22 protein-coding genes are annotated in these 25,654 nt (G+C 65.0%); 16 read left to right on the top strand and 6 right to left on the bottom strand.

Annotation, left to right across the window (positions count from 1 at the left end):
* Positions 1 to 20 precede the first annotated feature (20 nt).
* The gene (locus tag GYH34_RS14880; protein ID WP_161914255.1) at positions 21 to 626 is read right to left on the bottom strand and encodes a TIGR00730 family Rossman fold protein; all 606 of its coding nucleotides are present in this window, start codon (positions 624 to 626) and stop codon (positions 21 to 23) included.
* A gap of 149 nt (positions 627 to 775) precedes the next feature.
* Here GYH34_RS14880 and GYH34_RS14875 point away from each other — a divergent pair, with 149 nt between their 5' ends.
* The gene (locus tag GYH34_RS14875) at positions 776 to 2,686 is read left to right on the top strand and encodes an ABC transporter ATP-binding protein/permease (RefSeq protein WP_161914254.1); all 1,911 of its coding nucleotides are present in this window, start codon (positions 776 to 778) and stop codon (positions 2,684 to 2,686) included.
* Positions 2,687 to 2,746: 60 nt separating this feature from the next.
* On the top strand, positions 2,747 to 5,266 hold the full coding sequence (gene uvrB / locus GYH34_RS14870; protein ID WP_161914253.1) for an excinuclease ABC subunit UvrB: 2,520 nt from the start codon (positions 2,747 to 2,749) through the stop codon (positions 5,264 to 5,266).
* A gap of 64 nt (positions 5,267 to 5,330) precedes the next feature.
* Here uvrB and GYH34_RS14865 read toward each other — a convergent pair whose 3' ends face one another.
* Positions 5,331 to 5,831 (bottom strand): hypothetical protein, encoded by a 501-nt coding sequence (locus GYH34_RS14865; RefSeq protein WP_161914252.1) that lies wholly within the window; start codon positions 5,829 to 5,831, stop codon positions 5,331 to 5,333.
* 201 nt (positions 5,832 to 6,032) lie between these two features.
* On the opposite strand from GYH34_RS14865, the gene GYH34_RS14860 reads away from it, so the two are divergent.
* The 10 genes from GYH34_RS14860 (at position 6,033) to GYH34_RS14815 (ending at position 17,117) form a co-directional block, all read left to right on the top strand.
* Complete coding sequence (locus GYH34_RS14860; RefSeq protein WP_161914251.1) at positions 6,033 to 7,124, top strand: ATP-dependent RecD-like DNA helicase; 1,092 nt, start codon at positions 6,033 to 6,035, stop codon at positions 7,122 to 7,124.
* A gap of 57 nt (positions 7,125 to 7,181) precedes the next feature.
* Positions 7,182 to 7,613: a hypothetical protein gene (locus tag GYH34_RS14855; protein ID WP_161914250.1), complete on the top strand. Its 432-nt coding sequence runs from the start codon at positions 7,182 to 7,184 to the stop codon at positions 7,611 to 7,613.
* A 70-nt stretch (positions 7,614 to 7,683) separates the two neighbouring features.
* On the top strand, positions 7,684 to 8,136 hold the full coding sequence (locus tag GYH34_RS14850) for a MarR family winged helix-turn-helix transcriptional regulator (protein ID WP_161914249.1): 453 nt from the start codon (positions 7,684 to 7,686) through the stop codon (positions 8,134 to 8,136).
* Between the two features lie 100 nt (positions 8,137 to 8,236).
* Positions 8,237 to 9,541, top strand: coding sequence for an SCP2 sterol-binding domain-containing protein (locus GYH34_RS14845; RefSeq protein ID WP_161914248.1), 1,305 nt, complete (start codon positions 8,237 to 8,239; stop codon positions 9,539 to 9,541).
* 138 nt (positions 9,542 to 9,679) lie between these two features.
* Complete coding sequence (locus GYH34_RS14840; protein ID WP_161914247.1) at positions 9,680 to 10,285, top strand: TetR/AcrR family transcriptional regulator; 606 nt, start codon at positions 9,680 to 9,682, stop codon at positions 10,283 to 10,285.
* A 145-nt stretch (positions 10,286 to 10,430) separates the two neighbouring features.
* The gene (locus GYH34_RS14835; RefSeq protein ID WP_161914246.1) at positions 10,431 to 11,111 is read left to right on the top strand and encodes a DUF3313 domain-containing protein; all 681 of its coding nucleotides are present in this window, start codon (positions 10,431 to 10,433) and stop codon (positions 11,109 to 11,111) included.
* Between the two features lie 26 nt (positions 11,112 to 11,137).
* Positions 11,138 to 12,013 (top strand): TauD/TfdA family dioxygenase, encoded by an 876-nt coding sequence (locus tag GYH34_RS14830; protein ID WP_161914245.1) that lies wholly within the window; start codon positions 11,138 to 11,140, stop codon positions 12,011 to 12,013.
* A gap of 434 nt (positions 12,014 to 12,447) precedes the next feature.
* The gene (locus GYH34_RS14825; protein ID WP_161914244.1) at positions 12,448 to 13,743 is read left to right on the top strand and encodes an adenylosuccinate synthase; all 1,296 of its coding nucleotides are present in this window, start codon (positions 12,448 to 12,450) and stop codon (positions 13,741 to 13,743) included.
* A gap of 32 nt (positions 13,744 to 13,775) precedes the next feature.
* Positions 13,776 to 15,002, top strand: a complete 1,227-nt coding sequence (locus GYH34_RS14820; protein WP_161914243.1) for a hypothetical protein — start codon at positions 13,776 to 13,778, stop codon at positions 15,000 to 15,002.
* Between the two features lie 81 nt (positions 15,003 to 15,083).
* Positions 15,084 to 17,117 carry an NAD(+) synthase gene (locus tag GYH34_RS14815; protein WP_161914242.1) on the top strand — a complete coding sequence of 678 codons (2,034 nt, stop codon included), beginning with the start codon at positions 15,084 to 15,086 and terminating at the stop codon, positions 17,115 to 17,117.
* Between the two features lie 325 nt (positions 17,118 to 17,442).
* On the opposite strand, the gene GYH34_RS14810 is transcribed toward GYH34_RS14815, so the two are convergent.
* From GYH34_RS14810 to GYH34_RS14795, 4 genes are all read right to left on the bottom strand, one after another.
* Positions 17,443 to 18,135 (bottom strand): SDR family NAD(P)-dependent oxidoreductase, encoded by a 693-nt coding sequence (locus tag GYH34_RS14810; RefSeq protein WP_161914241.1) that lies wholly within the window; start codon positions 18,133 to 18,135, stop codon positions 17,443 to 17,445.
* A gap of 38 nt (positions 18,136 to 18,173) precedes the next feature.
* The gene (locus tag GYH34_RS14805; protein ID WP_161914240.1) at positions 18,174 to 19,031 is read right to left on the bottom strand and encodes a CmcJ/NvfI family oxidoreductase; all 858 of its coding nucleotides are present in this window, start codon (positions 19,029 to 19,031) and stop codon (positions 18,174 to 18,176) included.
* A gap of 72 nt (positions 19,032 to 19,103) precedes the next feature.
* Positions 19,104 to 20,225, bottom strand: a complete 1,122-nt coding sequence (locus GYH34_RS14800; RefSeq protein WP_244635139.1) for a GGDEF domain-containing protein — start codon at positions 20,223 to 20,225, stop codon at positions 19,104 to 19,106.
* Between the two features lie 219 nt (positions 20,226 to 20,444).
* On the bottom strand, positions 20,445 to 21,116 hold the full coding sequence (locus tag GYH34_RS14795) for a CDP-alcohol phosphatidyltransferase (protein WP_161914239.1): 672 nt from the start codon (positions 21,114 to 21,116) through the stop codon (positions 20,445 to 20,447).
* Positions 21,117 to 21,388: 272 nt separating this feature from the next.
* Here GYH34_RS14795 and GYH34_RS14790 point away from each other — a divergent pair, with 272 nt between their 5' ends.
* The 4 genes from GYH34_RS14790 to GYH34_RS14775 all read left to right on the top strand — a co-directional run bounded on the left by GYH34_RS14790 (position 21,389) and on the right by GYH34_RS14775 (position 25,584).
* A complete protein-coding gene (locus GYH34_RS14790) occupies positions 21,389 to 22,120 on the top strand; it encodes a transketolase (protein ID WP_161914238.1) in 732 nt (243 codons plus the stop codon).
* Complete coding sequence (locus GYH34_RS14785) at positions 22,120 to 23,064, top strand: transketolase C-terminal domain-containing protein (RefSeq protein WP_161914237.1); 945 nt, start codon at positions 22,120 to 22,122, stop codon at positions 23,062 to 23,064. Before GYH34_RS14790 ends, GYH34_RS14785 begins: the two co-directional genes overlap by 1 nt.
* The gene (locus GYH34_RS14780) at positions 23,061 to 24,167 is read left to right on the top strand and encodes an NAD-dependent epimerase/dehydratase family protein (protein WP_161914236.1); all 1,107 of its coding nucleotides are present in this window, start codon (positions 23,061 to 23,063) and stop codon (positions 24,165 to 24,167) included. Before GYH34_RS14785 ends, GYH34_RS14780 begins: the two co-directional genes overlap by 4 nt.
* Before the next feature lie 343 nt (positions 24,168 to 24,510).
* Positions 24,511 to 25,584 carry a polysaccharide biosynthesis/export family protein gene (locus GYH34_RS14775; protein ID WP_244635104.1) on the top strand — a complete coding sequence of 358 codons (1,074 nt, stop codon included), beginning with the start codon at positions 24,511 to 24,513 and terminating at the stop codon, positions 25,582 to 25,584.
* The last annotated feature ends 70 nt before the right edge of the window (positions 25,585 to 25,654 follow it).

Here is a 25,654-nt window from a genome sequence, read left to right as displayed (position 1 = left end):
GGAGAAGGGGGCGCGCACGATCAAAAGTGCTTTTCTATCGCTGTCTCGTCGCCTTCGTTCTTGGGAACGCGCGTCGCGCGCAGCATGGGGATCACATCCTCTATGCGCTCGGCGACCATATAGCGAACCTCATAGCCCGGGCGGATGAAGCCGGCGTTGTGCATATGCGCGAAGAGCGACAGCAGCGGCTTCCAGAAGCCGCCTATGTCGGCGATGACCAGCGGCTTGCTGTGGCGGCCGAGCTGAATCCAGGTCAATTGCTCGGTCAGCTCCTCGAGCGTGCCTATGCCGCCGGGCAGCGCCACGAAAGCGTCGGACTTCTCGAACATGAGCCGCTTGCGCGTATGCATGTCCGGCACGACCTCCAGCTCGGTGACGGAGGAGAGCGCGATCTCGCGCTCGTCGAGAAAGCTCGGAATAATTCCAGTGACCTTGCCGCCCTGCGCCAGCGTGGCCCTCGCGACGGCGCCCATCAGGCCGCAGGAGCCGCCGCCGAAGACGAGCTCCATGCCTTCGCGCGCCAGCGCCGCGCCCAGCGCTTCGGCGGCATGGGCGTAGACGGGATCGTCGCCGGTGGAGGAGCCGCAATAGACGCAGACGCTTTGAATTTTTTTCAGATCGCTCATTTTCGTTTGATGACCGGCTCCAGCGGCTGCGTCAAGGCCGGCGGGCGCCGGCGACGTGAGCGGAGCGCTCGTGCGTTCGCACTTCAAACCACTTATATGAAATCCAGATGTCATAGCGGCGCCTCCGTTGGAAGGACTGGAACAGGGTGATGCGACAGGTCGGTGCAGAAGAAGAACAGGCTTCGGCGCAAGTCTCGGTACATGGGGTCGTCGAAGAGATAGAAAAGCCGCTCGGCCGGGAATCCGTGATCGCGACCATTCGCAAGCTCTGGCCCTATATATGGCCCAAGGGCCGGCGCGACCTGGAGCGACGCGTTCTCATCGCGCTCGCTCTGCTGCTCGTCGGAAAATTGGTGAATATGGCCGTTCCTTTCGCCTTCAAATGGGCGGCGGACGGCCTCGCTTCGGACGCCGCCGTTCCGACGCTGCTCGGCGGCGCCGTCGGCTTCACCATTCTCTACGGCGTGCTGCGCGCGCTCTACGCGCTATTGACGCAGGCGCGCGACGCGCTTTTCGCGGCCGTCGCCATGCACGCCGTGCGGCGTCTCGCCAATCACGTCTTCGTGCATATGCATCAATTGTCGCTGCGCTTTCACATCGGCCGCAAGACCGGCGGCTTGACGCGCGTGCTGGAGCGCGGCCGCGACGGCATAGAGACGCTCACGCGGCTGGTCATGTCGACGGCGGTCCCGACGATTGTCGAGTTCGCGCTCGTCGTCGGCGTGCTCAGCGTGCAATTCGATTGGGATTACGCCCTCGTCGCCATGCTGACGATCGCGGCTTTTCTTCTCTACACGCTCATCGCCACCAATTGGCGCATCGCCATTCGCCGCTCGATGAACGAGAGCGACGTCGACGCCAATGTGAAGGCGATCGACAGCCTTCTCAACTATGAGACGGTGAAATATTTCGTCGCGGAGCGGCGCGAGGCGGAGCGCTATGACAAATCCATGGCGATCTATGAGAACGCCAGCATTCGCTCCTACATCTCGCTCGCGCTGCTGAACGCCGGGCAGGCGGTGATCTACACGATCGGCCTCGGCGTCATGATGGTCCTGTGCGTGCATGGCGTGCGCAGCGGGCGCAACAGCGTCGGCGATTTCGTGCTGGTGAACGCCATGATGATCCAGCTCTATCAGCCGCTCAATTTCATGGGCACTCTCTATCGAGAGACGCGCCAGGCGATCGTCGATATCGAGAAAATGTTCGCCATTCTGTCGCAGCAGCCGGAGATCGCCGATCGTCCCGGCGCGCAGGACCTCGAGGTGCGGGAAGGGCGCATCGTCTTCGACGATGTGGTCTTCGCCTATGACAGCAAGCGGCCGATATTGCAGGGCGTGAGCTTCACTGCCGAGCCCGGCGCGACCATCGCCATCGTTGGCCCCTCGGGCGCCGGAAAATCGACGATCTCGCGGCTGATGTTCCGCTTCTACGAGCCGCAGGCGGGCCGCATCGCCATCGACGGGCAGGATATTTCCGCGGTGACGCAGCGCTCGCTGCGCGAGGCGATCGGCATGGTGCCGCAGGATACGGTGCTGTTCAACGACAGCATCGCCTACAACATACGCTATGGCCGTTGGGATGCGAGCATGGAGGAGGTGCGCGAAGCGGCGCGTCTCGCGCAGATCGACAGCTTCATCCGCTCGCTTCCCGACGGCTATGAGGCGCAGGTCGGCGAGCGCGGGCTGAAGCTCTCGGGCGGCGAGAAGCAGCGCGTCGCCATAGCGCGCACGATTTTGAAAGGCCCGCCGCTGCTCATTCTCGACGAGGCGACCTCGGCGCTCGACAGCTTCACCGAGCTTGAGATTCAAGAGGCGCTGGCGCGCGTCTCGCGCGGACGCACGACGCTGGTGATCGCGCATCGTCTCTCCACCGTGGTCGATGCGGATGAAATCCTGTTCCTTGATGGCGGCCGCATCGTGGAGCGCGGCGCACATCTGCAGTTGCTGGAGAAGAACGGCGCCTATGCCGCCATGTGGCGCCGCCAGCGGCAGGCGGATGAGGAGGGCGCGCCGCGCGCGGGAGCACAAGAATGGGTGGAGGCCGAGGAGCCGGCGTGACCGAGGAGGCGGATCGCTTTTCACTTCCAAAAGCGCGATTCCGGGGCCATATTCGCGGCCATGGCCTCTCCTCCCAAAAAGCCCAAAAACCCCGCCAAGCCGACGCGCGCCAAGGCCGCCAAGCCCGAGGTGTCGCCGATCGCGCCGCATCTGCAGGCGCTGCTCAACCCCGGTCTCGCCGAACGACAGGCCGGCTTCGAGGAGGCGCCGCAGGCGGCCTATGACGCCGGCGCGGTCGATGGCGAGCTCGTTGAGCGGCTCGATCTCGGCGGGGCGGGCGGCGTGTCGGCGACGATGGAGAGTCTCGAGCAGCTGTTGAAGCTGGGCGATCCCAATCTGCGCGAGAAGAAGCCTTGGACGCCGCATCGGCCAGAGCGGCCGCAAAAGAGCGAAGGCGGCGTCAAATTCGATCTCGTCTCCGATTATCAGCCGCGCGGAGACCAGCCGCAGGCGATCGAGGAGCTGGTCGCCGGCATAGAGGCGAATGAGCGCGATCAAGTGCTGCTCGGCGTCACCGGCTCCGGCAAGACCTACACGATGGCGCAGGTGATCGCGCGCACGCAGCGGCCGGCGCTGGTGCTGGCGCCGAACAAGACGCTCGCCGCCCAGCTCTATGGCGAGTTCAAGAGCTTCTTCCCCAATAACGCCGTCGAATATTTCGTGTCCTATTATGATTATTATCAGCCCGAGGCCTATGTGCCGCGCACCGACACCTACATCGAGAAAGAATCCTCGGTGAACGAGCAGATCGACCGCATGCGCCACGCGGCCACGCGCTCGCTTCTGGAGCGCGACGACGTCATCATCGTCGCTTCGGTCTCCTGCATCTATGGCATAGGCTCGGTCGAAACCTATACGGCGATGACATTCGGCGTCAGCCTGGGCGAGAAATTGGAGCAGCGCCAGCTCGTCACCGATCTCGTGGCTCTGCAATATCGCCGCATCGGCTCCGATTTCACGCGCGGCACGTTTCGCGTGCGCGGTGATACGGTCGATATTTTCCCGGCGCACTATGAGGACCGCGGTTGGCGCATATCCTTCTTCGGCGATGAGGTGGAGTCGATCTGCGAGTTCGATCCGCTCACCGGCAAGAAGACGCAAGACCTGGAGTTCGTGAAGGTCTACGCCAATTCGCATTATGTGACGCCGCGCCCGACGCTGCTGCAGTCGATCAAGGCGATCAAGGACGAATTGCGCGGACGGCTCGGCGAGCTGAACAATGCCGGGCGTCTCGTCGAGGCGCAGCGATTGGAGCAGCGCACACGCTTCGATCTCGAGATGATGGAGGCGACCGGCTCCTGCGCCGGCATCGAGAATTACTCGCGCTATCTCACCGGCCGCAAGCCCGGCGAGCCGCCGCCGACACTGTTCGAATATCTGCCCGATAACGCCATCGTCTTCGCCGACGAGAGCCATGTGAGCATTCCGCAGATCGGCGCCATGTACAAGGGCGACTTTCGCCGCAAGGCGACGCTCGCCGAATATGGCTTCCGCCTGCCGTCCTGCATGGACAATCGTCCTTTGCGTTTCGAGGAATGGGACGCGATGCGCCCGCAATCGGTCGCCGTCTCGGCGACGCCGGGCGATTGGGAAATGGAGCGCACCGGCGGCGTCTTTGTCGAGCAGGTCATTCGCCCGACCGGCCTCATCGATCCGCCGGTGGAGATACGTCCCGCGCGCTCGCAGGTCGACGATCTCTTAGGGGAAGTGAAGGCGGTGAGCGACGCCGGCTATCGCTCGCTCGTCACTGTGCTCACCAAGCGCATGGCGGAGGACTTGACCGAATATCTGCACGAGAATGGCGTGCGCGTGCGCTACATGCATTCGGACATAGACACGATCGAGCGCATCGAGATCATTCGCGATCTCAGACTCGGCGCCTTCGACGTGCTGGTCGGCATCAATCTTCTGCGCGAGGGATTGGATATTCCCGAATGCGGCTTCGTTGGCATTCTCGACGCCGATAAGGAAGGCTTTCTGCGCTCCGAGACCTCGCTGGTGCAGACCATCGGCCGCGCCGCGCGCAATGTCGATGGACGCGTGATCCTCTATGCGGATCACATCACCGGCTCCATGCAGCGCGCCATGGACGAGACCGATCGCCGCCGCGCCAAGCAGCAGGCCTATAATGCCGAGCACGGCATCACGCCGGCGAGCATCAAGCGCGACATCGCCGATATTCTCGGCTCGCTCGCCGAGCAGGATCATGTGACCGTGGACGCCGGCCTCTCCGAGCTGGCGCCGGGCCACAATATGCAGGCGACGCTCGCCGATCTCGAGAAGCGCATGAAGGCGGCCGCCGCCGATCTCGCCTTCGAGGAGGCGGCGAGGCTGCGCGACGAGATTTCCCGCCTGCAACGCGCCGAGCTTCTCGCCGAGGCCAATCCGCTGATGCGCCCGCGCGGGCGGGGAGGGGAGGCGCCCGCGATCTCCGGCACGCGCGCGCGTAAGCCGACCGACGCCGATATGGGTCCGCATAATTTCGGCGGCGGCGAAGCGCGCCCGCTGTCGCGTCCCGCGCCGCGGTCGATGGCGGGCAAGGCGGGGACGAAGGTGGTGAAGGGGAAGCTGAACAAATAGCGAGGCTGGTGAAGGGAACGCCCAGATAGGCGATCTCTCATCTCTCGTTCGTCTCCGTTATGGATCAGGTCGAAAAGTCGCAAACGATTTCGCCGCTGGATCCCTTCGGAATTCTGGCGGAATGACCGAAGGGAGCGCTTTCTGGGTTCGCCTTTAGAGCGCGGTCCGCCGCCGAAACTTCGGTTCCGAAAACGCGGAGCACCGCGGAACGCGGTTCCGAGAATCGAATCCGCCATTGCTGTACGCCGTTTTCATTTCCTACTGCGAACTCCAGCTCTTGCAACTTGAGGCCTCGCCAAAATCCGTCCAGCGGCACCACGACCTGCGTATATTCTCCCTTGTTGACGGATCGCGCTTTGCCAATTCCGGCTCTTATTTCGGAAGGAATTTTTACGCTAACTGACTGGTTTACTTTCGTATTCTTGGAGTCTGCGTCATTGCCGTAGCGATCTCCGATATTTTTATGGAGAGTCGTGAAAGCTTGTGATTGACGGCAACTCGCTGCTTCGTTGAAGAACGCGTCGAAATCGACAGGGTCGGCGTGTAGAGGAGTCGCAAAAAGCATAGCTATTCCGCACCACAGACTTCGCATGGCCGTTATCGATCTATTCTTGTTGAACCTGAGCTATTGGATTTTCCCGGGACCAGCTTGTCAAGGGCGGTGCGGGCGTCCATTCGGCGCGGGGAATTGTTTTGACACTTGCCGCACTCCGCCGCTTCCGTCATCCTGGGCCGCGATACAATCGATCGAGTCGAAAAATTTCCCATGCCCGTCTGGACCAACGAACAAGAGCGCGCGCTCTCGGCCGTCGCCGCATGGCTGAAGGACGGAAAGGCGCAGCTGTTTCGTCTGTTCGGCTATGCCGGCACGGGAAAATCGACGCTGGCGCAATATATCGCCGAGAGCGTCGATGGCGATGTCGCCTTCGGCGCTTTTACCGGCAAGGCGGCGCTGGTGATGCGCTCCAAGGGCTGCAAGGACGCCCGCACCATTCACAGCCTCATTTATCGCGCGACCGATACGGAGACGGAGGAGCCCGCTTTCGAGCTGAACGAGGACAGCGACGCGGCGAAAGCCAAGCTCATCATCATCGACGAATGCTCCATGGTCGATGAGGAACTCGGCCGCGATCTTCTCTCCTTCGGCAAGAAAGTGCTGGTGCTGGGCGATCCGGCGCAATTGCCGCCGGTGAAGGGCGGCGGCTATTTCACCGAGGCCGAGCCGGATGTGATGCTGACGGAAGTGCATCGCCAGGCGGCGGACAATCCGATCGTGCGCCTCTCCATGATCATTCGCGAGGGCGGGCGGCTCGATTACGGCGTCTATGGCGAGACGCAGGTTGTGCGGCGCGACGCGCTCGATCCTGCGCTGATCACCAATGCCGATCAGGTGCTCGTCGGCCTCAATCGCACGCGCCGCGCCTATAATAATCGCCTGCGGCAATTGCGCGGCTTCACGGGCTCGCTGCCGCAATCGGGCGAGAAGCTGGTCTGCCTGCGCAATAATCGCAAGAAGGGCCTGCTCAATGGCGCGCTGTTCAAGGTGAAGAGCGCCGGCGCTCTGCGGCGCGGCAAGGTGCGCCTGCTCGTCGAGCCGGAGGAGACGGCGGGCAAATTCCAGCGCGTCGGCGTGCTGCCGCAATTCTTCGAAGGCGGCGACGCCGAGATTCCTTACGCGCAGCGCAAGGATACGGACGAGTTCGATTTCGGCTATTGCCTCACCGTGCATAAATCGCAAGGCTCGCAATGGGACGATGTCGCGCTCTTCGACGAATCCTTCGCCTTTCGCGAGCATCGCGCGCGATGGCTCTACACGGGCGTGACGCGCGCCGCGCGCAAGCTGACGGTGGTGACGTGATTTCGTCGCGACGCGCGCGACAATGGATGGGCGGCTCCTCATAGAGGACCAGAGGCGATGGCTTTATCCGATGAGGATGCGATCGAGCGGCTCGCTTCGAAAGTGATCGATCGAAGCCTGCCGAAGGCGGAATGGACACATGCGGCGCATTTCGCGACGGCGCTATGGCTTTTGCGGAACCGGCCCGACCTCGCGACGCCCCAGGAAATCCGCGAAATCATAACGCGGTACAATGAGGCGACGAGCACGGCCAACACCGATACGAGCGGCTATCACCACACCATCACGCTCGCGTCGATGCGGGCCGCCGCCGAACATTTGCGCTCTCTCTCCCCCGATGCGCCGCTTCATGCGGCGCTTCTATCGCTCATGGCCTCGCCGCTCGGTCATCCAGACTGGCTCTTGTCCTATTGGAATCGCGAGACTCTGTTCAGCGTCGCCGCCCGGCGGGCCTGGGTCGAGCCGGACCGCGCGCCTTTGCCGTTCTGAGCCTTCGCTCGTCGGTGAGGCGGATGCCTGCGGTTGACGTTCACCGAAAAGGGGCATATACATCTATTTCATGAGCGAGCCTGATCCGGCCGAAGTGAGAGCCTGCGCGGCGAGCTGCGCCGTCGCCAATGTGCGACGTGCGGCGCGCGCGGTCGGCAAGCTCTATGCGGCGAGTCTTTCCGGGCTCGATCTCGAGCCGACGCAATATTCATTGCTCGTCGCCTGCTCGCTGGCGGAAGGTTGGACGGTCAGCAAGCTGGCGGAGGTCTTCGTTCTGGATCGCAGCGCTCTCGCGCGCAATCTGGCGGTGATGGAAAAGCGCGGGCTCTTGCGCGTGAAGGCGGGCGAGGATCGCCGCACGCGCGAGGTGACGCTGACCAAGCAGGGCCGCGCCACTCTGGCCGTAGCGCTGCCGCTGTGGCGCGCTGCGCAGACCAAGGCGGAAGCAAAATTCGGCGCCGAGAGATTGGCGCATCTCGTCGGGGAATTGCGCGCGCTCGCCGCCGCCGTTCAGGACGATTGACGCGCATCTTTGTGAAATAGAGCGCGCCTGAAGGATCGCGGTCCAGTTTTCGTGAGGCGCGCGCATCGCAGAGCTCACGCGCTAAAAGGGGCATATGCACATGTCTATGCAGGCTCATGAGATCGCTTCGCCGCTGACGCGAGAGCCATTCGAGGCGCGACGCTTGCGCGAGATGGCGATTTCCGCCGGCGCGGATGATGTCGGCTTCGTGTCCATCGACGATCCGGCGATCGCTTTCGAGCGCGCGGAGATTCTCGCCGCTTTTCCTTATGCGCGAACGCTCGTCTCTTTCGTGATGCGGATGAATCGCGAAAACATCCGCAGCCCGGCGCGCTCGCTGGCCAATGTGGAGTTTCACCGCGTCGGCGATGAGACCGACGCCGTGTCGCATCGGCTGACGCGAATGCTCGAGGATATGGGGATTCGGGCGGCCTATCCTTCCATGGCCTTTCCGATGGAGGCGTCGCGCTGGCCCAATAAAATGTGGGTCGTCTCGCATAAGCCCGTCGCGGTCGCCGCCGGGCTCGGCAAGATGGGCGTGCATCGCAATGTCATTCATCCGAAATTCGGCAATTTCATTCTGCTCGGGACGGTGGTCGTCGATGTCGCGCTCGACGCCTATTCGCGCCCGCTCGATTACAATCCCTGCCTCTCCTGCAAGCTCTGCGTCGCCGTCTGTCCGACGGGCGCGATAGCGCCGGACGGCGGTTTCGATTTCGCCGCCTGCTACACGCATAATTATCGTGAGTTCATGGGCGGCTTCATGGATTGGGTGGAGACGATCGCCGATGCGAAAGGCGCCGCCGGCTATCGCGAGAAGGTCGAGGACGCGGAGACCGTCTCCATGTGGCAGAGCCTCGCCTATGGGCCGAATTACAAGGCCGCCTATTGTCTCGCTGTCTGTCCGGCGGGGGAGGATGTGATCGGCGCCTATCGCGGCGATCGAAGCGGGTTTTTGCGCAGCATCGTCGATCCGCTGAAGCAGAAGGAGGAGACGATCTATGTGACGCCGCAATCGGACGCGGAGGATTATGTGAAGCGCCGATTTCCGCACAAGCGGGTGAAGCGCGTCGCCAATGGCATGCGCGCCGCCTCCATAGCGAGCTTCGCGCGGGGCCTGTCGCTGCGGTTTCAGAAGAAGCGCGCGGCCGGCCTCTCGGCGGTCTATCACTTCGCCTTCAGCGGCGCGGAGCGCAAGGACCTCACCGTGCGCATCGCCGACGGCCGGCTCGATGTCGGGGAGGGGCTGATCGGAAAGGCGGATCTCGTGATCCACGCCGATGCGCAGAGCTGGCTGCGCTTTCTGCGCAAGGAGCGGAGCCTGCTATGGGCGCTGGTCACGCTCGAGATCAGGCTGCGCGGCGACCCGCGGCTGCTCGCGGCTTTCGGCAAATGTTTTCCGTGATTTTTCGCCTTTCGATCGAACGGATTCCGCACCAAATGTGAGAACGTCGTACGCTCTGCAGTCCAATCCGATCGCGGAACGCGCTATATGTGAGAGAGCGCCGGCTCTGTGGCGCGGGCGCAGATCACGCGAGGATTCATGGATAATGCGTCGAGGTCGCAACGAACCCGCAAGGCGGTCATTCAGGCCGCGCTGGCGATCATCGCGCGTGACGGGCCGGGGCGCTTGACGCTTGACGCGATCGCCCGCGAGAGCGGCGTCAGCAAGGGCGGGCTGATGCATCAGTTTCGCACCAAGGAGGCCGTGCTCAAGGCTCTGCTCGAGCATCAGATCGAGTATTTCGCGGATTTTTCGCGCGCTTATATGGCCGAGCACGGGGCCGGACAATCCGAGCCGCATCTCGCCGCGCAGATCGCGACTCTGCGCGAGACTCTGGTCGAGCCGCATTCCGTCGCTTTCGCGATCTTCGGCGCCGTCGGACAGGATCCAGGTCTCCTCGCGATCACGCGCGAGAGCGACGCCGAGTCGCTCGAGGCCATAAAGGCCGAGGCCAAGGATCGGGATCTGGCTTTGCTGCGATGGGCGGCTGCCCGAGGATTGGCGGTGAGCGCGCTGCTCGGCTTCTGCCCGCTCGGCGAGGAGGAGCGGGAACGCCTGTTCGAGCGTCTGCTCGACGAGCGTTGTTGGGCCGCCCTCGCCGAAAAATCCGGAGGCTCCCCGGCCTCGTCTGCGCCGACAGATTAGGAACTTACTGAAATAACGCGATTATTTATGAAAGCAGTGGGCTCTTCTGCCAAAAACAAACCATCTAGACGGTTTTTAAATCGGGTGCTAATCCTGCGTCCAGAGAGGTCGACGGCAAAGCCCGGCCTCGGACGAGGAGACAGGAATGTTGCAATCCCACAAGGTCGCCTGGCCGGTCGTCGTGACGTTTTGCCTGGCCGCGGCGGCCTGTTCGAGCGTGGAGCCGGTCGTCTTTTCCGGGGTCGCCTCCGCGCCTTATCTCGAGCCTGATCGGCGAGACGGTGAACGCCATGTCCGCTATCGCTATGCGGCGGCGCGGACGGATTGGCGGAGCTACACGAGGCTGATCGTCGATCCGGTGCAGATCTATCGCGGTCCAGACAATCAGTTCGAGGATTTGGCGGAGGCCGACAAGGCCGCGCTCGCCGAATTCATGCAGCGACAATTCGCCGAGAAGCTCGGCGGCCGCTACGCATTGACGACCGCCTCCGGGCCGGGCGTGCTGCGTCTCAAGCTGACTTTGACCGGCGCCGCGGCCAGCACGCCGGTCCTGAGCACGCTGTCGCGCTTCGATCTCGCCGGCGGTCTCTACAATGGCGTGCAGACGGTGCGGGGCGGGGAGGGCCTGCTCACCGGCTCGGTGACCTATGCGGTCGAGATCGAGGACGCTTCGACGCGCCGGCTGCTCGCTGCTCATGTCGCCAAGCAGTATCCGAGCCCGATCGACATTCCCGCCAGCATCGGCGCGCTGTCCGCCGCACGCGCCGGCGTGGAGAACGGCGCCGACGCGCTGCTCGCGCAGCTCGCCGATCCGACGACCCTTTGACCCGCAGCCGTTCGGAGCATCATCCCATGAGCTCGACTTCGGTGAATTCGCCCTCGGCCGAAACGAAGCTAGAGGTTCTCGATCTGACGCCGCGCATCGGCTCGCAGGTCGAGATCGACGTCGCCGCGCTGCTGAGCGGACGTTGTGCGACCGAGATCCGCGACCTTTTGGAGCGGCGCGGAGTCCTCGTCTTTCGCGGGCTTCATCTCGACGACGCGCAGCAGCGCGCCTTCACCCGCACCATCGGCGAGCTGATGCCGCAGGGCGATGACGGCCTGTTGCGGATCACGCTCGACAAAGCGGTGAACGCCGCCGCCGCGGAATATCTGAAGGGCTCTTTCTATTGGCACATAGACGGCGCGACCGACGATGCGCCGACGCGAGCGTCGATCCTCAACGCCAAGCGGCTGTCGGCGACAGGCGGCCAGACCGAATTCAGCAACAGCTACGCCGCTTGGGACGAATTGCCGGACACAGTGAAGAAATCGGTCGCCGATCTTCGCGTGGTTCACAGCGTCGAGACGGCGCAATGGCTCGTCAATCCCACGCCCTCTTACGAGGAGCTGAGCCGTTGGCGCAGCCATGCGCCCAAAGCCCATCCGCTGGTCTGGACCCACAAATCGGGCCGCAAGTCTCTGGTGCTCGGCTGCACGGCCTCGCATGTCGAGGGGGCCGACACAGATGAGAGCCGTATGCTCCTGCGCGAGCTGACCGAATGGGCGACGCAGCCGTGCTTCGTCTATCGGCACGAGTGGAAGGTCGGCGATCTGCTCATCTGGGACAATACCGGCGTGATGCACCGAGTGACGCCCTATGACCCGGAGAGCGGGAGATTGATGACCCGCACGACGATCGCAGGGGAGGAGCCGCTGGCTCGGGGGCATGAAGCCGGCGGCTTCTGATCCGACGACTCGCGCCGGGGCTTTTCGACGGCGCTCATTACGAAACATTCACGCGGAGACAACATCCGGGCAATGCGCGCGGCGCGACTATGCTCGCAGAAGCGGGGCCGCTCTCGACGCCGCGCAGAAATTACGCCGTGAGGGAATTTCATCATGAACGCCATCTCATTCGAGCTTGTCATGAGGACTTTGAGCCGAACCGTCGAAATCGCCGCGGTCGTCCTATTCGCGATCATGATGTATCTGGTGTTCGCCTCCTGACAGTTGCGTGCGCGTGCGCCGCTTTTGCGACGGGTCCGTTCTCGCCGGAACCGTCCGCGAGAGCAGCCTTTGACGCTTTCCGCGATTTGCGCTAAACGACTGCCGTAACGAGCCCCGGCGTTACCCGCCGGGGCTTTTTCTTGGGCTCACGCGAGAAAGCAGACTGAAGCGCCATGGCGAATGTGGTCGTGGTCGGCGCCCAATGGGGCGACGAAGGCAAGGGCAAGATCGTCGATTGGCTCTCACTCGAGGCCGATGTGGTGGTGCGCTTCCAGGGCGGCCACAACGCGGGCCATACGCTCGTCATCAATGGCGTGACCTATAAGCTCGCGCTGCTGCCCTCGGGCATAGTGCGGCCGGGCAAGCTTTCGGTCATCGGCAATGGCGTCGTCGTCGATCCGCATTTTCTCGTCGGCGAAATCGAGCGCCTGCGCGAGCAGGGCGTCGAGATTGGCCCGGACAATTTCAAGATCGCCGAAAACGCCCCGCTCATCCTCTCGCTGCATCGCGAGCTCGACGCCTATCGCGAGGAGGCGGCCGGCAATGGCGTGAAGATCGGCACCACCAAGCGCGGCATCGGCCCCGCCTATGAGGACAAGGTCGGCCGCCGCTCGGTCCGGCTGATGGACCTCGCCGAGCCGGATGCGCTGGACGAAAAGATCACCCGCCTGCTGGCCCATCACAATCCGCTGCGGCGTGGCCTCGGCTTGGCCGAGATCGAGCCGGCGGCCGTGCGCGACGAGCTGCTCTCCATCGCGCCGCAAGTGCTGCCTTACATGGATGCGGTGTGGGAGCTGCTCGAGGACCTCCGCCGCGCCGGCAAGCGCATTTTGTTCGAGGGCGCGCAGGGCGTGCTGCTCGATGTCGACCACGGCACTTATCCTTATGTGACCTCCTCCAACACGGTCTCCGCCTCCGCGGCCAGCGGCTCCGGTCTCGGACCGGGGTCGATCGGCTATGTGCTGGGCATCGCCAAGGCCTATACGACGCGCGTCGGCGGCGGCCCTTTCCCCACAGAGCTGCACGACGAGATCGGCACGCTGATCGGCGACCGCGGCCACGAGTTCGGCACCAACACCGGCCGCCGGCGCCGCTGCGGCTGGTTCGACGCCGTGCTGACGCGTCAGGCCGTGAAGACCTCCGGCATAGACGGCATCGCTCTGACCAAGCTCGATATTCTCGACGGTCTCGAGACAATTGAAGTATGCACCCATTATCTTCTGGACGGCGTCCGCATCGATCGCCTGCCGGCCTCGCAATCGGCGCAGGCGCGGGTGGTTCCCGTCTATGAGACGATCGAGGGATGGCAGGGAACGACTGGCGGCGCCCGCTCCTGGGCCGATCTCCCGGCGCAGGCCATCAAATATGTGCGCCGCATCGAGGAATTGATCGGCGCTCCGGTCGCGCTCCTCTCCACCAGCCCCGAGCGCGATGACACGATTCTCGTGCGTAATCCTTTCGAGGATTGACGAGAATCGCCCGAGGTGGTCTTAGAAGCCCCATGGCCGACTATTATTCGCTGCTCGCCCGCGCGGTCGCCGCTCTGCCGCAATCCGCGCCTCAGACGCGGCAAGCGGTCTATGAACGAGCCCGAAAGGCGCTGTTCAACCAGCTGCGCAGCATTCAGCCTCCCGTCGCCGAGGAGGACATAGAGGCCGAAGGCCGCGCTTTGGACGAAGCCATTGCGCGCCTCGAGCTCGAGGTCGTGCGCGAGCAGAGCGGGCGTGAGCCCACCGCCGCGCCTGCGCCCAAGGAGACTCGCGCTCCCGAGCAGGAGCGGAAAGAGCCGGCCAAAAGCGCGGAGCCCGCCGCGTTGCCCCCCGCCGCGCCGAAGCCGGAAAAGCTCGTCTTCGCAGAGAAAGCGACGCCCGCCGAGAAGCCCGCCCCGGCGGATGAGGCGCCGACTCAGCCGCAGCGGCCGCCAGCGCCGCTTCCGCCTCTGCCGGAGCCCGCCAGCGTCTCGCGCCGCGTCATCGTCATCGGCGGCGTGCTCGCCGCGGTGGTGGCTCTGGTCGCCGTTCTGGCGTTGCAATTCCGCGAGCGTCCCGAGGATCTCGCCAAGCTGCAGCCGGAGCCCGCCCCCGTGGAGAGCGAGGAGGGCGGCAAGCTCGCCGACCGCATCGGCGGCGACAGCGATGCGGCGCCGCCCTCGCGCACGCCCTCCGAGCAGCGCAGCCAGCCGGTCGCCGTCGCGCAAAAGGCCGAGCTCTGGGTCGCGGCGCCTGAGGAGGCCGCCAAGGTCAAGACTTTCCCCGGCACGGTCGTCTGGCGGCTGGACAGCATGCCGGCCGGGCCGGGCGAGCCGGTCTCGCCGGCGATCCGCGGCGAGATCGATTTCCCGACTGCCAAGCTGAAGACGACGATCGTTATTCAGAAGAATCTCGATCCGACGCTGTCCGCCTCGCATACGGTGAATCTGTCTTTCAGTCTCGGGCCGGGCAATGAGCTGAAGCGCGTCAAGGCGATCGGGCCGATGCAGATGCGGCGGCCGGAGGCGCAGTCGGGCGAGCAGGTCGCCGGCGTTCCCGTGCCGATCACCGACAACGCCTTTCTCATCGGCCTGCTGCGCGGCAATCGCGAGGCGCGCAACGTCGTGCTGTTGCGCGCGCCCATGGTGCTCGATCTGCCGATGCAGCTCGAGGACGGCCGCGCGGCGACGATCTCGCTGGAGAAAGGCCCCGGCGGCGAGCGCGTCTTCGCCGATGCGCTGGACGCATGGTCGAAATAATCTCACCGAAACCAATCTCCGTGAATTAGGCGCGCCGCCGCGCCTTCACGCCATGGCCGCCGCGGCCCTATAATCGCGCGCATGACGCATCCTTTCTTCTCGCTCCATTCGCATGGCTTCGTTCGCGTCGCCGTGGCCGGCCCGCGCACGCGCGTCGCCGATCCCGCTTTCAATGTCGCGCGCACGATCGACATGGTCCGCGAGGCGGACGCGAAAGGCGCTTCGCTGGTTCTTTTTCCCGAGCTCGGGCTCAGCTCCTACGCCGTCGACGACCTTCTGCATCAGACCGCGCTGCTGGACGCGGTGGAAGCGGCGCTCGGACGATTGCTGGAGGCGAGCCGCGCATTGCAGCCGCTGATCGCGGTGGGCGCGCCGCTGCGCTGGCGCGGGCGTCTCTATAATTGCGCGCTGATCCTGCGGCGCGGCGAGATCCTCGCCGTCACGCCGAAAATCTATCTGCCCAATTATCGCGAGTTCTACGAGAGGCGCCATTTCGCCTCCGGCGCCTTTATCGCCGGCGAGGAGATAGAGATCGCCGGCCAGACCGCGCCTTTTGGCTCCGACGTGCTGCTCGAGGCGAGCGATTTTCCCGGCCTCGCGATCCATACGGAAATTTGCGAGGACGTTTGGGTTCCGATCCCGCCCTCGACGCGGGCGGCGCTCGCCGGCGCCACCGTGCTGCTCAATCTCTCGGCCAGCAACGCCATTGTCGGGAAATCCGATTGTCGCGCGACGCTCTGCTCGGCCCATTCGGCGCGCTGCCTTTCCGCCTATCTCTATTCGGCCGCAGGGCAGGGCGAATCGACCACTGATCTCGCCTGGGACGGCGAGGCGATGATCTATGAGAATGGCGCGCTGCTCGCCAAAGCGAAGCGCTTCGCCGATGATCCGCAGCTCATTCTCGCGGACATCGACTTGGGGAGGCTCGTGGCCGAGCGCATGCGTCAGGTCACTTTTGGCGATTGCGCGGATATTGAAGCCGGCGCCACCAGTTTTCGCCGCATCGCCTTCGAGCTGCACGCGCCGCGCGACAAGAATCTCGGCCTGCTTCGCGAGGTCGCGCGCTTTCCCTTCGTGCCGGACGATGAAGCGCGCCTCGCCGAGCTCTGCTTCGAGGCCTTCAATATTCAGTCGCACGGCCTGCGCCAGCGGCTCGCCGCGGCGAATTTTCAGCGCCTCGTCATTGGCGTCTCGGGCGGGCTCGATTCCACTCACGCGCTGCTGGTCGCCGTCACCGCCTTCGATGCGCTGGGCCTGCCGCGCGAGAATATTCTCGCCTATACGCTGCCGGCCTTCGCCACCACCGACCGCACCAAGGCCAACGCCTGGCGGCTGATGCGCGCGCTCGGCGTCTCCGCGCAAGAGATCGATGTGACGGCCGCCTGCCGGCAAATGCTCGAGGACATCGGCCATCCCGCCGCGCGCGGCGAGCCCGTCTATGACACGACCTATGAGAATGTGCAGGCCGGCGCGCGGACCTCTCTGCTGTTCCGCCTCGCCAATCGACATGACGCGCTGGTGCTGGGCACAGGCGACCTCTCGGAGATCGCGCTCGGCTGGTGCACCTATGGCGTCGGCGATCAAATGTCGCATTACAATGTCAACGCCTCGGTGCCGAAGACGCTGATCCAGCATCTCATTCGCTGGTGCGCGCGCGACGCGCATTTCGGCGACGACACCGTCGCCGTGCTGCGCGACATTCTCGGCACGGAGATTTCGCCGGAGCTGGTGCCGGGCGCGAGCGTCCAGCGCACGGAGGATGTCGTCGGCCCCTATGCGCTGCAGGACTTCAATCTCTTCTACACGACGCGTTACGGCTTCGCGCCGGCCAAGACGGCGTTCCTGGCCTTTCACGCTTGGAGCGACTCCGCGGCCGGGCATTGGCCCGTCGATGTTCCCGCTAACGAACGCCGCGCCTATGACGTCGAGGAGATCAAGCATTGGCTCGGCGTCTTCGCGCGCCGCTTCTTCGCGACGAGCCAGTTCAAGCGCTCGGCTCTGCCCAATGGGCCGAAGGTCAGCTCCGGCGGCTCTCTCTCGCCGCGCGGCGACTGGCGCGCGCCCAGCGATTCGAGCGCGGCGGCTTGGCTCGCGGATGTTGACGAGATTCCGTGAGCCGATCATTCGCCTCGCCGGCGCATCTGCGTCGGCGAGACCTGAGTGAGGCGGGGCTGCGCATGAAACGAACGCTCGCAGGCCCTCCAATGACTGTCCGAAGTCACATATTCGCGAAAGCGGTGATCGCGGCAGTGACGGCGGCGCAGGTCGCGACGATCGATAGGATAGCCGTAATCGTGTTCATGAGCGCTTTCCCCATTTTATTCGTCGTTATGGGGACGAGCGGCCGCTCCTCGCGGGCGCTCGCCCTGGGTCGACGGCTCACGATAACACGCCTTGGTCCACTTTGCGACATTTTGTCGCGCCGTAGATTCAGCTTTTGTCAAAATTTCTCGCACCAGGGCCGAAGCTCGACCTCGAAGGACCAGGCGCTGCGCTTTTGGCGCAGCAGGTCGAGATAAGCGTCGGCGATGGCGTCGGGCTCGAGCGTCGCGTCGGCCGGATCGACGCGGCCGGCGTCGCGAATCACGCCGTCGACGACGATATGGGCGACATGCACCCCCTTCGGCCCCAATTCGCGCGCCGCGCTCTGCGCCAGCGCCCGCAGCGCGAACTTGCCCATGGCGAAGGGCGCGGAGATCGCATAGGCCTTCAGGCTCGAGGTCGCGCCGGTGAAGAAGAGCGCGCCGCGCCCGAGCTTTTCGAAGCGCTTGGCCGCCTCGCGCGCGACCAGAAATCCGCCGAAAGCGTTGACGTCGAAAGCGCGCCGCACCGCCTCTGGATCGAGCTCGGCGAGCGATCCGCGGATGCGCGCGCCGGCATTGTAGACGACGACGTCGATCTCTCCGAGCTTGCCCTCCGCCGCTTTGAACAGCGCCTCGACCGAAGCGGGATCGGTAGCGTCGGCGGAAAAGCCCTCGGCGCCGGTCGCCGCCGCTACGGCGCCGAGCCGCTGCGCCTCGCGGGCGACGACGCCCACCTTCAGTCCGGCGGCGGAGAAGCGCCGCGCCAGGGAGGCGCCGACGCCGGGGCCGGCGCCGACGATGAGCGCGGCGCGATAGGGAATATCGTTCATTTTTCGTCCTCGAGGCTCGGCCGCATTTGCGGCGAGGGTCAGTCGTCGAAAGCGACGAAGCAGCGCAGCTCTATGCTCTCGCGCGGGCGGGCGCCCTGCGGCGTCGCCGGATCGTCGAAGGCGGTGTGAGGCGAAAAACGCGCCACATCGGCGCGGGAATCATAGCATTTGAGCAGCAGAACCTCGCCGCGCCGCATGCGCGGATAATAGAACCAGCGCTGCTGCGGCGAATAGGCGAGGGCGTAGGTCTCGCCGCGCCGGTCGCGGAAGACGAGATCGCAGGCGACGAGATCGTCCGGCGCGAGGCTGCGCGCGTCGCAGACGGCCAGCGGCGCGTCCTCCACTGGGCCGAACAAGGGCCGCCAGACATTGATGATGGCGAAGCGCGGGCGCGAGAAGCGCTCGGCCGCATCTCCCATGATCTCGCGCAGGCGCTTGGGCGCGGAGTCGAGCGTCTGATCGACATGGGCGCGGCCCACGGGCTCGCGCGGCGAGCCGTCGACCGAGCGCCTAAAGCTCATTGGGCCGGGGCGCATGCGCTTGCGCAGCGTATGGTCGAAGATATGGACGTCGCGCGCGCCGAGCGCCCGCTTCAGCAGCGCCTCGGTCTCGGGATAATAGATCGCGCGCAATTGCGCCTCGCTCCAGAAGTCCTCGACCAGAGTCGGCGCCTCGAGGAGCTGGAATCCTTCGCGATCGATGGCGGCGTCCGCGGCGTGGCGGCGCGCATCGGCAATTCTGGTCTGCTGCGGCAAATATTCGCCGCTCTGCCAGCCCGCGCCCGGCGGCGGCTCGAATGTATAGGAGACCGGCTTTGTGTCGGTCGGCTTCAGATAGAAAAGCTCGGCGATCGTCGCCGCGCTATCGGCCGGAGCGCCGGAACGGCTCGTCTCCATGCTCGTCGCCTTCAGTGGGGAAAAGCGCCTCGCGCGCCACGTCGAATAAATCTACCAGTCTGGTCGAAATATTCAACGGGGCGAGAGATCGGCGTCGACAGTGACGAGATTGCGCCCGCGCGATTTGGAGACATAGAGCTTGGCGTCTGCGCGCTGAATCAGGCTCTCCGCGCTCTCGCGCGGGGCGAGCTGGGCGACGCCGAAGGAGGCGGTGATGCGCCCGATCGGCGCGCCGCCCTTGATCGCCCATTTCTTATTCTCGAATTCCGTGCGAATGCGCTCGGCCGCCATTTTCGCCTCGGCGAAGGAGACGGAGGGCATGATGATCGCGAACTCCTCGCCGCCATAGCGCGCGACCGTGTCCTTCTCCTCGACATGCTTGGTCATCGTCCTGGCGAAGTTCTTCAGCACCTCGTCGCCGATGAGATGGCCGTGGCCGTCGTTGATCTTCTTGAAATGATCGATATCGGCCATGATGAGGCTCAAGGCGCTCGCCGTCGAAGCCGCGAGCTTCGCCTCGCGCGCCAGCGTGTCGTCGAAATGGCGGCGCGTGAACACTTGCGTCAGCGAATCTCGGACATTGAGCTCCTGCGTCTCGGCCAGCTCGGCGCGCAATTGCGTGATCTGTCGCTGCGAGTCCTCCAGCCGGCGCTGATGCTCCTCGGTCTCGCGCAGCATCTTCTGATTTTCGGCGATCAGCAGCACGATGGCAGCGCGGATCTGATCCGGGCTCGTCGTCGTGGTGAGCTCCTTATGGCCTTTCGCGAGGGCGGCGGAATAGGTCTTGTTGCTGTCGAGATGCGAGCGCACCAGAGTGAGAATCGTGCCGAGCTCGCCGTCGATCAGCCGCCGAGTCTTGGCGAGCTCCTCCGGCGTTCCTCCAGCGACCGCGCCGCCGCCGCGCCCCGAGCGCGTGACGATTTCCACCACGCGCGGCGTTCCCAGCACGAGGCCGATGAAGGAGACGGAGATCAGCGCCAGATTGCGCGCCAGAGCGAGCGGCTCATGGGCGATGCGAAAGCGCTCGCCGGAGGCGCCGACGGCCGTCGTCTCCCAATTGTCGAGCGACCATGACCAGAGCGAGGAGGGATCCGGCGCCGAGAAAAAGCCGGCCCGGCTCAGAGCGAACATGCCTGCGGCCGCGACGAGCGCACAGCTCGCGACCAAAGCCCAGCTTCTCGAATCGAGTTTCATCTTGGTCCGTCTCTCCCGCCTCGGCCGCCGAGACAATTCTATCCGCATCGTTTCGCCAGCGGGAAAAACTGCCCCGCCGACGGGACGCGAATCAGAAAATGCTCGGAAACTATTTTCCTCTGTCCTCAGCAGGCGTCCATAGCGACGTTCGCGCCGGCGCGCGAAGCCTTTCGAGCCGAAGCGGGCTTTTTTTAAGGAAAAGGCGGTTGCCGGCCGGGCTCAGACGCCCCGGCCGCTTTCGTCCATCGCGACCCGGCGCGCATCGGTGAGCGCCTTTATGGCGAGGCCGCAAATGGCGAAGCCCGCCAAGATCATGATGGCTGCGTCGAGCCGGGACGAGCCGACGTCATTGGTCCCGTCTATTCCCATGACGTGGGCGGCGAAGGGCCACAGCGCCATCAGCAGGCGGAACTCGGTCGCGCCGAGGCCGATATAGGCCATTTGCTGAACGTGGCGGACGATTGCGCGAATATAAGTATAGGCCGAGAAGAGCAGATAACAGATCAGAACGATGAAGGCCGACTCCATCGACAAGAAGGGCGACAGGCCGAAGGCGAGGATCAGCAATATTTGCGAGAAGAGATCGAACGTGTGCTCGACGAGGCCGAGCTGCGGATCGGCGGCCTTGCGATGCAGCGCCAGCCGGCCGTCCAGCGCCGCGCCGAACCAGTTGAGGAAAACGCCGAGCGGGATCAGCGGCATCCACAGCGCCGACCAGCGGCAGCCGATGAGCGCCAGGGCGGCGACGCAGGCCCCGAACAATCCGATGTGGGTCAGCTGCAGAGGCGTCACGGATTCCGGCAGCTCGATCACGATCGCGCGCACGAGCCTTTGTTCGGCCGGAGCCAGAAAGCTCTGATAATGCCCGGCTTTATGATCGGCGGTCTTCATGTGCGACGCACTCCGCGGTTGCCTCCGCCAGATCATTTGCGCTTCGGACGATTTTACCATTGTCGCATATCGTCGTCGGCGCGCAAGCCCGAGCGATAGTCGCTGGCCTTAAGCCAAGCGTTAACCTTTCGAAAGGCATAGTGCTCGCGAAAATGGCGAGGACATGACCGATGGCGAGAGCAGGCTCGGCGCAGGGCCGGAAACATTCGCCCCTATTGAATGACGAGGCGGCGGCCGCGCGTTGCGCTGCGGCGCGACGGCGCGTCATTTCCATGTCTTACAGCGCCAACTCCGCCCATCTCGGCTCCTCGCTCGGAGTCGTCGAGATTCTCGACGCCGTGCTGGCGGTTTCCGATCTGCGCCCGGCGACCGCCCGCGCGACGGAGCGCGACCGCGTCATTCTCTCCAAGGGCCATGCGGCCATGGCCTATTACGCCTCGCTCGAGCAATATGGCCTCGTCGAGCCCGGCCTGCTCGACGTCTATCTGCAGAACGGCACGCCGCTCTGGGGGCATGTCGGCCTCACCGAGGCGGTCCCCGCCATAGACGCCACTTCCGGCTCGCTCGGCCATGGCCTGTCGCTGGCGACGGGCTTTGCGCTCGGCCATCGTCTGCGCGGAAGCGATCACCGCGTCTTCTGCATTCTCTCCGACGGCGAATGCGACGAGGGCTCCACCTGGGAGGCGGCGCTCTTCGCCGGCGCGCGCAAGCTCTCCTCGCTCACCGCCATCGTCGATTACAATCACATTCAATCGCTGGCGCCGACGCGCGAGGTAATGGACCTCGAGCCTTTCGGCGCCAAATGGCGCAGCTTCGGATTCGAGACGATCGAGCTCGACGGCCATGATTGGGCCGCGCTGGTCGCTGCCCTCGAGCGGCCCTCGCGCGGGCGTCCGCGCGTCATCCTCGCCCATACGGTGAAGGGCAAAGGGGTCGCCCGCATAGAGAACACCGTCGCCTCGCATTACAAGCCGGCGCTCGCCGCCGATCTGGAGCTCGCGTGATGCGCAAGCGGATCATCGAGCTCATAGAGGCGGACGCCAGCGTCGATCCCAGAATCGTGTTTCTCACAGGCGATCTCGGCTTTTCTTTCGTCGAGCCGCTCGAGCAGGCGCTCGGCGAGCGCTTCGTCAATATGGGCGTCGCCGAGGCCAATATGGTCTCGGTCGCCGCCTCGCTGGCCGCCAGCGGCTTTCGGCCTTTCGCCTATTCCATCGCGCCCTTCATGACCGCGCGCTGCCTCGAGCAGATTCGCAACGATGTCTGCTATCAGCGCCGCGCCGTGCGGCTGATCGGCGTCGGCGCCGGCTTCTCCTATGGAACGCTCGGGCCGTCGCATCACGCGCTCGAGGACGCCACCATCATGGCGGCGCTGCCCGATCTCGTCGTCGCCAATCCGGGCAACGCCGCCGAGCTCGATCGCTGTTACGCGGCGCTGCTCGACGATCCGCGTCCCGCCTATTTCCGCATCGCCCGCGAGAGCGGCGCCTCTTATGGCGCGCCGATCTTCTCGCCGCAGACGGCGGCCTTCGCGGCGCGCCGTGGAGGGGATGTGACCTTGGCGGCGAGCGGCGGCTCGGTGACGCAATGTCTCGCTGCGGCGGAGATGTTGGCGGGGGAGGGGATCGAGGCCGCTGTCGTCAGCGTTCCGATCGTCCAGCCTTTCCCCGCGGAGGCTTTCGCCGCGCTGCTGACCGGCGCGCCGGTCGTGTCGGTCTTCGAGGGCTATCGCGGCAATCCGCTGTCGGTCGGCGTCATGGAGACGCTTCTCGCGCGCGGGACTGGCGAGGCCTTCCTCGATCTCACCGCGCCGCAGGCCTTTCCGAGCCTCGTCGGCGACACCGAGACGCTGCGCCGCCAAGCCGGGCTCGATCCCGCCGCCATCGCCGCGCGCGCGCGCGCGCTCGCCGCTGGCCGCGACGCCCGCAAGATCGGAGCGCGCGCATGAATGCGGCTCCCGATGGCGCGCTTTTGCTGAATCATCCGCTGTATCGCGCGGATATCGCCGATATTCTCGCCGCCGATCTGCCCTGGGAGCGGCTCGCCGGGCGCACCATTCTCGTGACCGGGGCCAATGGCTTTCTGCCGGCGATGATGGTCGACACTCTGCTCGCCCTCGCCGAAAGCCGCCCCGACAACGGCCCGAATGTGCTGGCGCTGGTTCGTTCGCGGGAAAAGGCCGAGCGCCGCTTTCGCGCGCATCTCGACAATCGCGCTCTCACGATCGTCGAAGGCGATGTGGTGGAGCCCTTCGATCCGCCCGGCGCGGTCGATATGATCGTCCACGCCGCCAGCCAAGCGAGCCCGCGTTATTATGGAGTCGATCCGGTCGGCACGGCGGCGCCCAATGTGATCGGGACCTCGCGCCTGCTCGATCTCGCGCGGCGCAAGAACGCCTCCTGTTTCCTCTATTTTTCCAGCTCCGAGGTCTATGGCGCGCTGCCGCCGCAGGCCCAGCCGGTGGAGGAGACGGTCTTCGGCCGGCTCGATCCAGCGACGCAGCGCGCCTGCTACGCCGAGTCGAAGCGCATGGGGGAGACGCTCTGCGTCGCCCATTGCGCGCAATATGGGACGCAGGCGGTGATCGTGCGGCCCTTCCATACTTATGGGCCGGGCATGCGGCTCGACGACGGCCGCGTCTTCGCGGATTTCGTGCGCGACATTGTGACGGGGCGGGACATCGTCCTCAACAGCGACGGATCGGCCGAACGCGCCTTCTGCTATCTCGCCGATGCGGCGCGCGCCTTCTTCGCCGTGCTGCTGAATGGCGAGGCCGGCCACGCCTATAATGTCGGCAATGGCGAGGCGGTCGCTTCGGTCCGCGGGCTCGCCGAGACTTTGGTCGGCCTCTATCCCGAGCGTGGCCTGTCGCTGCGCTCGAGCGTTCCGCTCTCGGGCTATCTGCCGAGCGTGGTTCAGCGTTCCGCTCCAGACACGACGCGGTTGGAGACGCTGGGCTGGCGTCCGCGCATCGGCATCGCCGAGGGCTTTCGGCGCACCATCGATATCTACAACGATATTTTCACGGACGCCGTCGTCGCGGCCGCTTGAGCGCTCTCTCGCGAGCGAAAATCCTCCGATCGGTCGGAATTCGCGTCGGAAATCCGAATTCCTTCCGCGAGAGCCGATCTCGAGGCGCCTGTATTTTGTTAACCATGCCCTGTAGCACACGGGCCACAGCTGCGCGATAAAGCGCCGGCGCCGTGCGTCGGGCCTTGTCTTCGCCAAAGAGACAGGGTCATTTGGGCGCGCGGCGAAGCTCCGGGAGCGGCTCGGAGCATTGGTCGGGGGCGGCGTGGTTTTGAAGACGCTTCGTATTTTCGGTGTTTTGGCGGCTGCTTCGCTTTCCGGCTGCAGCCTGCTCCCGGGCAGCGGCCCTTCCGGCGATGCGGTGATGACCGCCGGCATGCCGAGCGAATCGCAGCCGGAGACGGCCTTTGCCCTCGTCGAGATCGACGGGCAGGTGGTGGCGGCGCTGGCCAAGCATGGCGCGCCCGGCCTGCGCGGCTCCTTCGGCGATTATCGTCCGCCGGCCTCGCAGCCGATCGGCGTCGGCGACACGCTGCAGATCACTCTTTGGGAGGCGGCCGCGGGCGGCCTCTTCTCCTCGCCGGCGATGGATCGAACCAGTCCGGGCTCACGCTCGGCGGCGATTCCCGATCAGACGGTGGGGCGTGACGGCTCGGTGACGGTTCCCTACGCCGGGCGCATACAGGTCGCCGGCCGCACCCAGCAGGAGGTGGAGGCGGTCATTATCGAGCGGCTGCGCGGCAAGGCGATCGAGCCGCAGGCGCTGGTCAATGTGTCGCGCAACATCAGCAATACGGCGACGGTGACGGGCGAGGTGACGCAGGGCGCGCGCGTGCCGCTGACGCTGCGCGGCGACCGTGTGATGGACGTCATCGCCCAGGCCGGCGGCTTCCGCTCGCCGGTGCACGAGACCTTCGTCAGCCTGACGCGCGGCGACCGCACCGCGCGGGCTCCGATCCAGGCGCTGCTGGCCAATCCGCGCGAGAATATTTTCGTGCGTCCGGGCGATGTGCTGACGGTGGAGCGCACGCCGCAGACTTTTACCGTCGCCGGCGCGACCGGGGCCAACGCCGTGGTGCCTTTCGACGCGCGGGGAATCACTCTGGAGGAGGCGATCGGCAAGGCCGGCGGCCTCGCGGACCAGCGCGCCGATCCGAGCGGCTTGTTCGTGCTGCGCTATGAGCAGACGGCGGTGATCGCGGATTATCCGACCGTTTCGCCGCTGCTGGCCTCGCAACGGCTGATCCCGGTCGCCTATCATCTCGACATGCGCAATCCGGCGTCCCTGTTCACGGCGCGTCGGTTCGCGATGCGGGACAAGGACATATTGTATGTGTCCAATGCGCCTGTGACCGAGATCGCCAAGGCGTTCCAGCTCGTCTCCATGCTGACGCAGCCGGCGATTCAGGGCGCCGCGGTCGGCGCTGCGGTGAAATGACCACTTACGCGCGAAGCCTTTATCGGGACGTCTGAAATTCGGTCGGAGGCTCGATAGCGATTGACGCGAG

Origin of the sequence: Methylosinus sp. C49, assembly GCF_009936375.1 — a bacterium.
GTDB lineage: Bacteria > Pseudomonadota > Alphaproteobacteria > Rhizobiales > Beijerinckiaceae > Methylosinus.
This window is presented reverse-complemented; position numbering and strand designations above follow the sequence as displayed.

What these genes read in the sequence shown, in the direction of transcription:
- GYH34_RS14880 (WP_161914255.1), bottom strand. Translation starts at nt 626, where the DNA reads ATGAGCGATCTGAAAAAAATTCAAAGCGTCTGCGTCTATTGCGGCTCC.
- GYH34_RS14875 (WP_161914254.1), top strand. Translation starts at nt 776, where the DNA reads ATGCGACAGGTCGGTGCAGAAGAAGAACAGGCTTCGGCGCAAGTCTCG.
- uvrB (WP_161914253.1), top strand. Translation starts at nt 2,747, where the DNA reads ATGGCCTCTCCTCCCAAAAAGCCCAAAAACCCCGCCAAGCCGACGCGC.
- GYH34_RS14865 (WP_161914252.1), bottom strand. Translation starts at nt 5,831, where the DNA reads ATGCTTTTTGCGACTCCTCTACACGCCGACCCTGTCGATTTCGACGCG.
- GYH34_RS14860 (WP_161914251.1), top strand. Translation starts at nt 6,033, where the DNA reads ATGCCCGTCTGGACCAACGAACAAGAGCGCGCGCTCTCGGCCGTCGCC.
- GYH34_RS14855 (WP_161914250.1), top strand. Translation starts at nt 7,182, where the DNA reads ATGGCTTTATCCGATGAGGATGCGATCGAGCGGCTCGCTTCGAAAGTG.
- GYH34_RS14850 (WP_161914249.1), top strand. Translation starts at nt 7,684, where the DNA reads ATGAGCGAGCCTGATCCGGCCGAAGTGAGAGCCTGCGCGGCGAGCTGC.
- GYH34_RS14845 (WP_161914248.1), top strand. Translation starts at nt 8,237, where the DNA reads ATGTCTATGCAGGCTCATGAGATCGCTTCGCCGCTGACGCGAGAGCCA.
- GYH34_RS14840 (WP_161914247.1), top strand. Translation starts at nt 9,680, where the DNA reads ATGGATAATGCGTCGAGGTCGCAACGAACCCGCAAGGCGGTCATTCAG.
- GYH34_RS14835 (WP_161914246.1), top strand. Translation starts at nt 10,431, where the DNA reads ATGTTGCAATCCCACAAGGTCGCCTGGCCGGTCGTCGTGACGTTTTGC.
- GYH34_RS14830 (WP_161914245.1), top strand. Translation starts at nt 11,138, where the DNA reads ATGAGCTCGACTTCGGTGAATTCGCCCTCGGCCGAAACGAAGCTAGAG.
- GYH34_RS14825 (WP_161914244.1), top strand. Translation starts at nt 12,448, where the DNA reads ATGGCGAATGTGGTCGTGGTCGGCGCCCAATGGGGCGACGAAGGCAAG.
- GYH34_RS14820 (WP_161914243.1), top strand. Translation starts at nt 13,776, where the DNA reads ATGGCCGACTATTATTCGCTGCTCGCCCGCGCGGTCGCCGCTCTGCCG.
- GYH34_RS14815 (WP_161914242.1), top strand. Translation starts at nt 15,084, where the DNA reads ATGACGCATCCTTTCTTCTCGCTCCATTCGCATGGCTTCGTTCGCGTC.
- GYH34_RS14810 (WP_161914241.1), bottom strand. Translation starts at nt 18,135, where the DNA reads ATGAACGATATTCCCTATCGCGCCGCGCTCATCGTCGGCGCCGGCCCC.
- GYH34_RS14805 (WP_161914240.1), bottom strand. Translation starts at nt 19,031, where the DNA reads ATGGAGACGAGCCGTTCCGGCGCTCCGGCCGATAGCGCGGCGACGATC.
- GYH34_RS14800 (WP_244635139.1), bottom strand. Translation starts at nt 20,225, where the DNA reads ATGAAACTCGATTCGAGAAGCTGGGCTTTGGTCGCGAGCTGTGCGCTC.
- GYH34_RS14795 (WP_161914239.1), bottom strand. Translation starts at nt 21,116, where the DNA reads ATGAAGACCGCCGATCATAAAGCCGGGCATTATCAGAGCTTTCTGGCT.
- GYH34_RS14790 (WP_161914238.1), top strand. Translation starts at nt 21,389, where the DNA reads ATGTCTTACAGCGCCAACTCCGCCCATCTCGGCTCCTCGCTCGGAGTC.
- GYH34_RS14785 (WP_161914237.1), top strand. Translation starts at nt 22,120, where the DNA reads ATGCGCAAGCGGATCATCGAGCTCATAGAGGCGGACGCCAGCGTCGAT.
- GYH34_RS14780 (WP_161914236.1), top strand. Translation starts at nt 23,061, where the DNA reads ATGAATGCGGCTCCCGATGGCGCGCTTTTGCTGAATCATCCGCTGTAT.
- GYH34_RS14775 (WP_244635104.1), top strand. Translation starts at nt 24,511, where the DNA reads ATGACCGCCGGCATGCCGAGCGAATCGCAGCCGGAGACGGCCTTTGCC.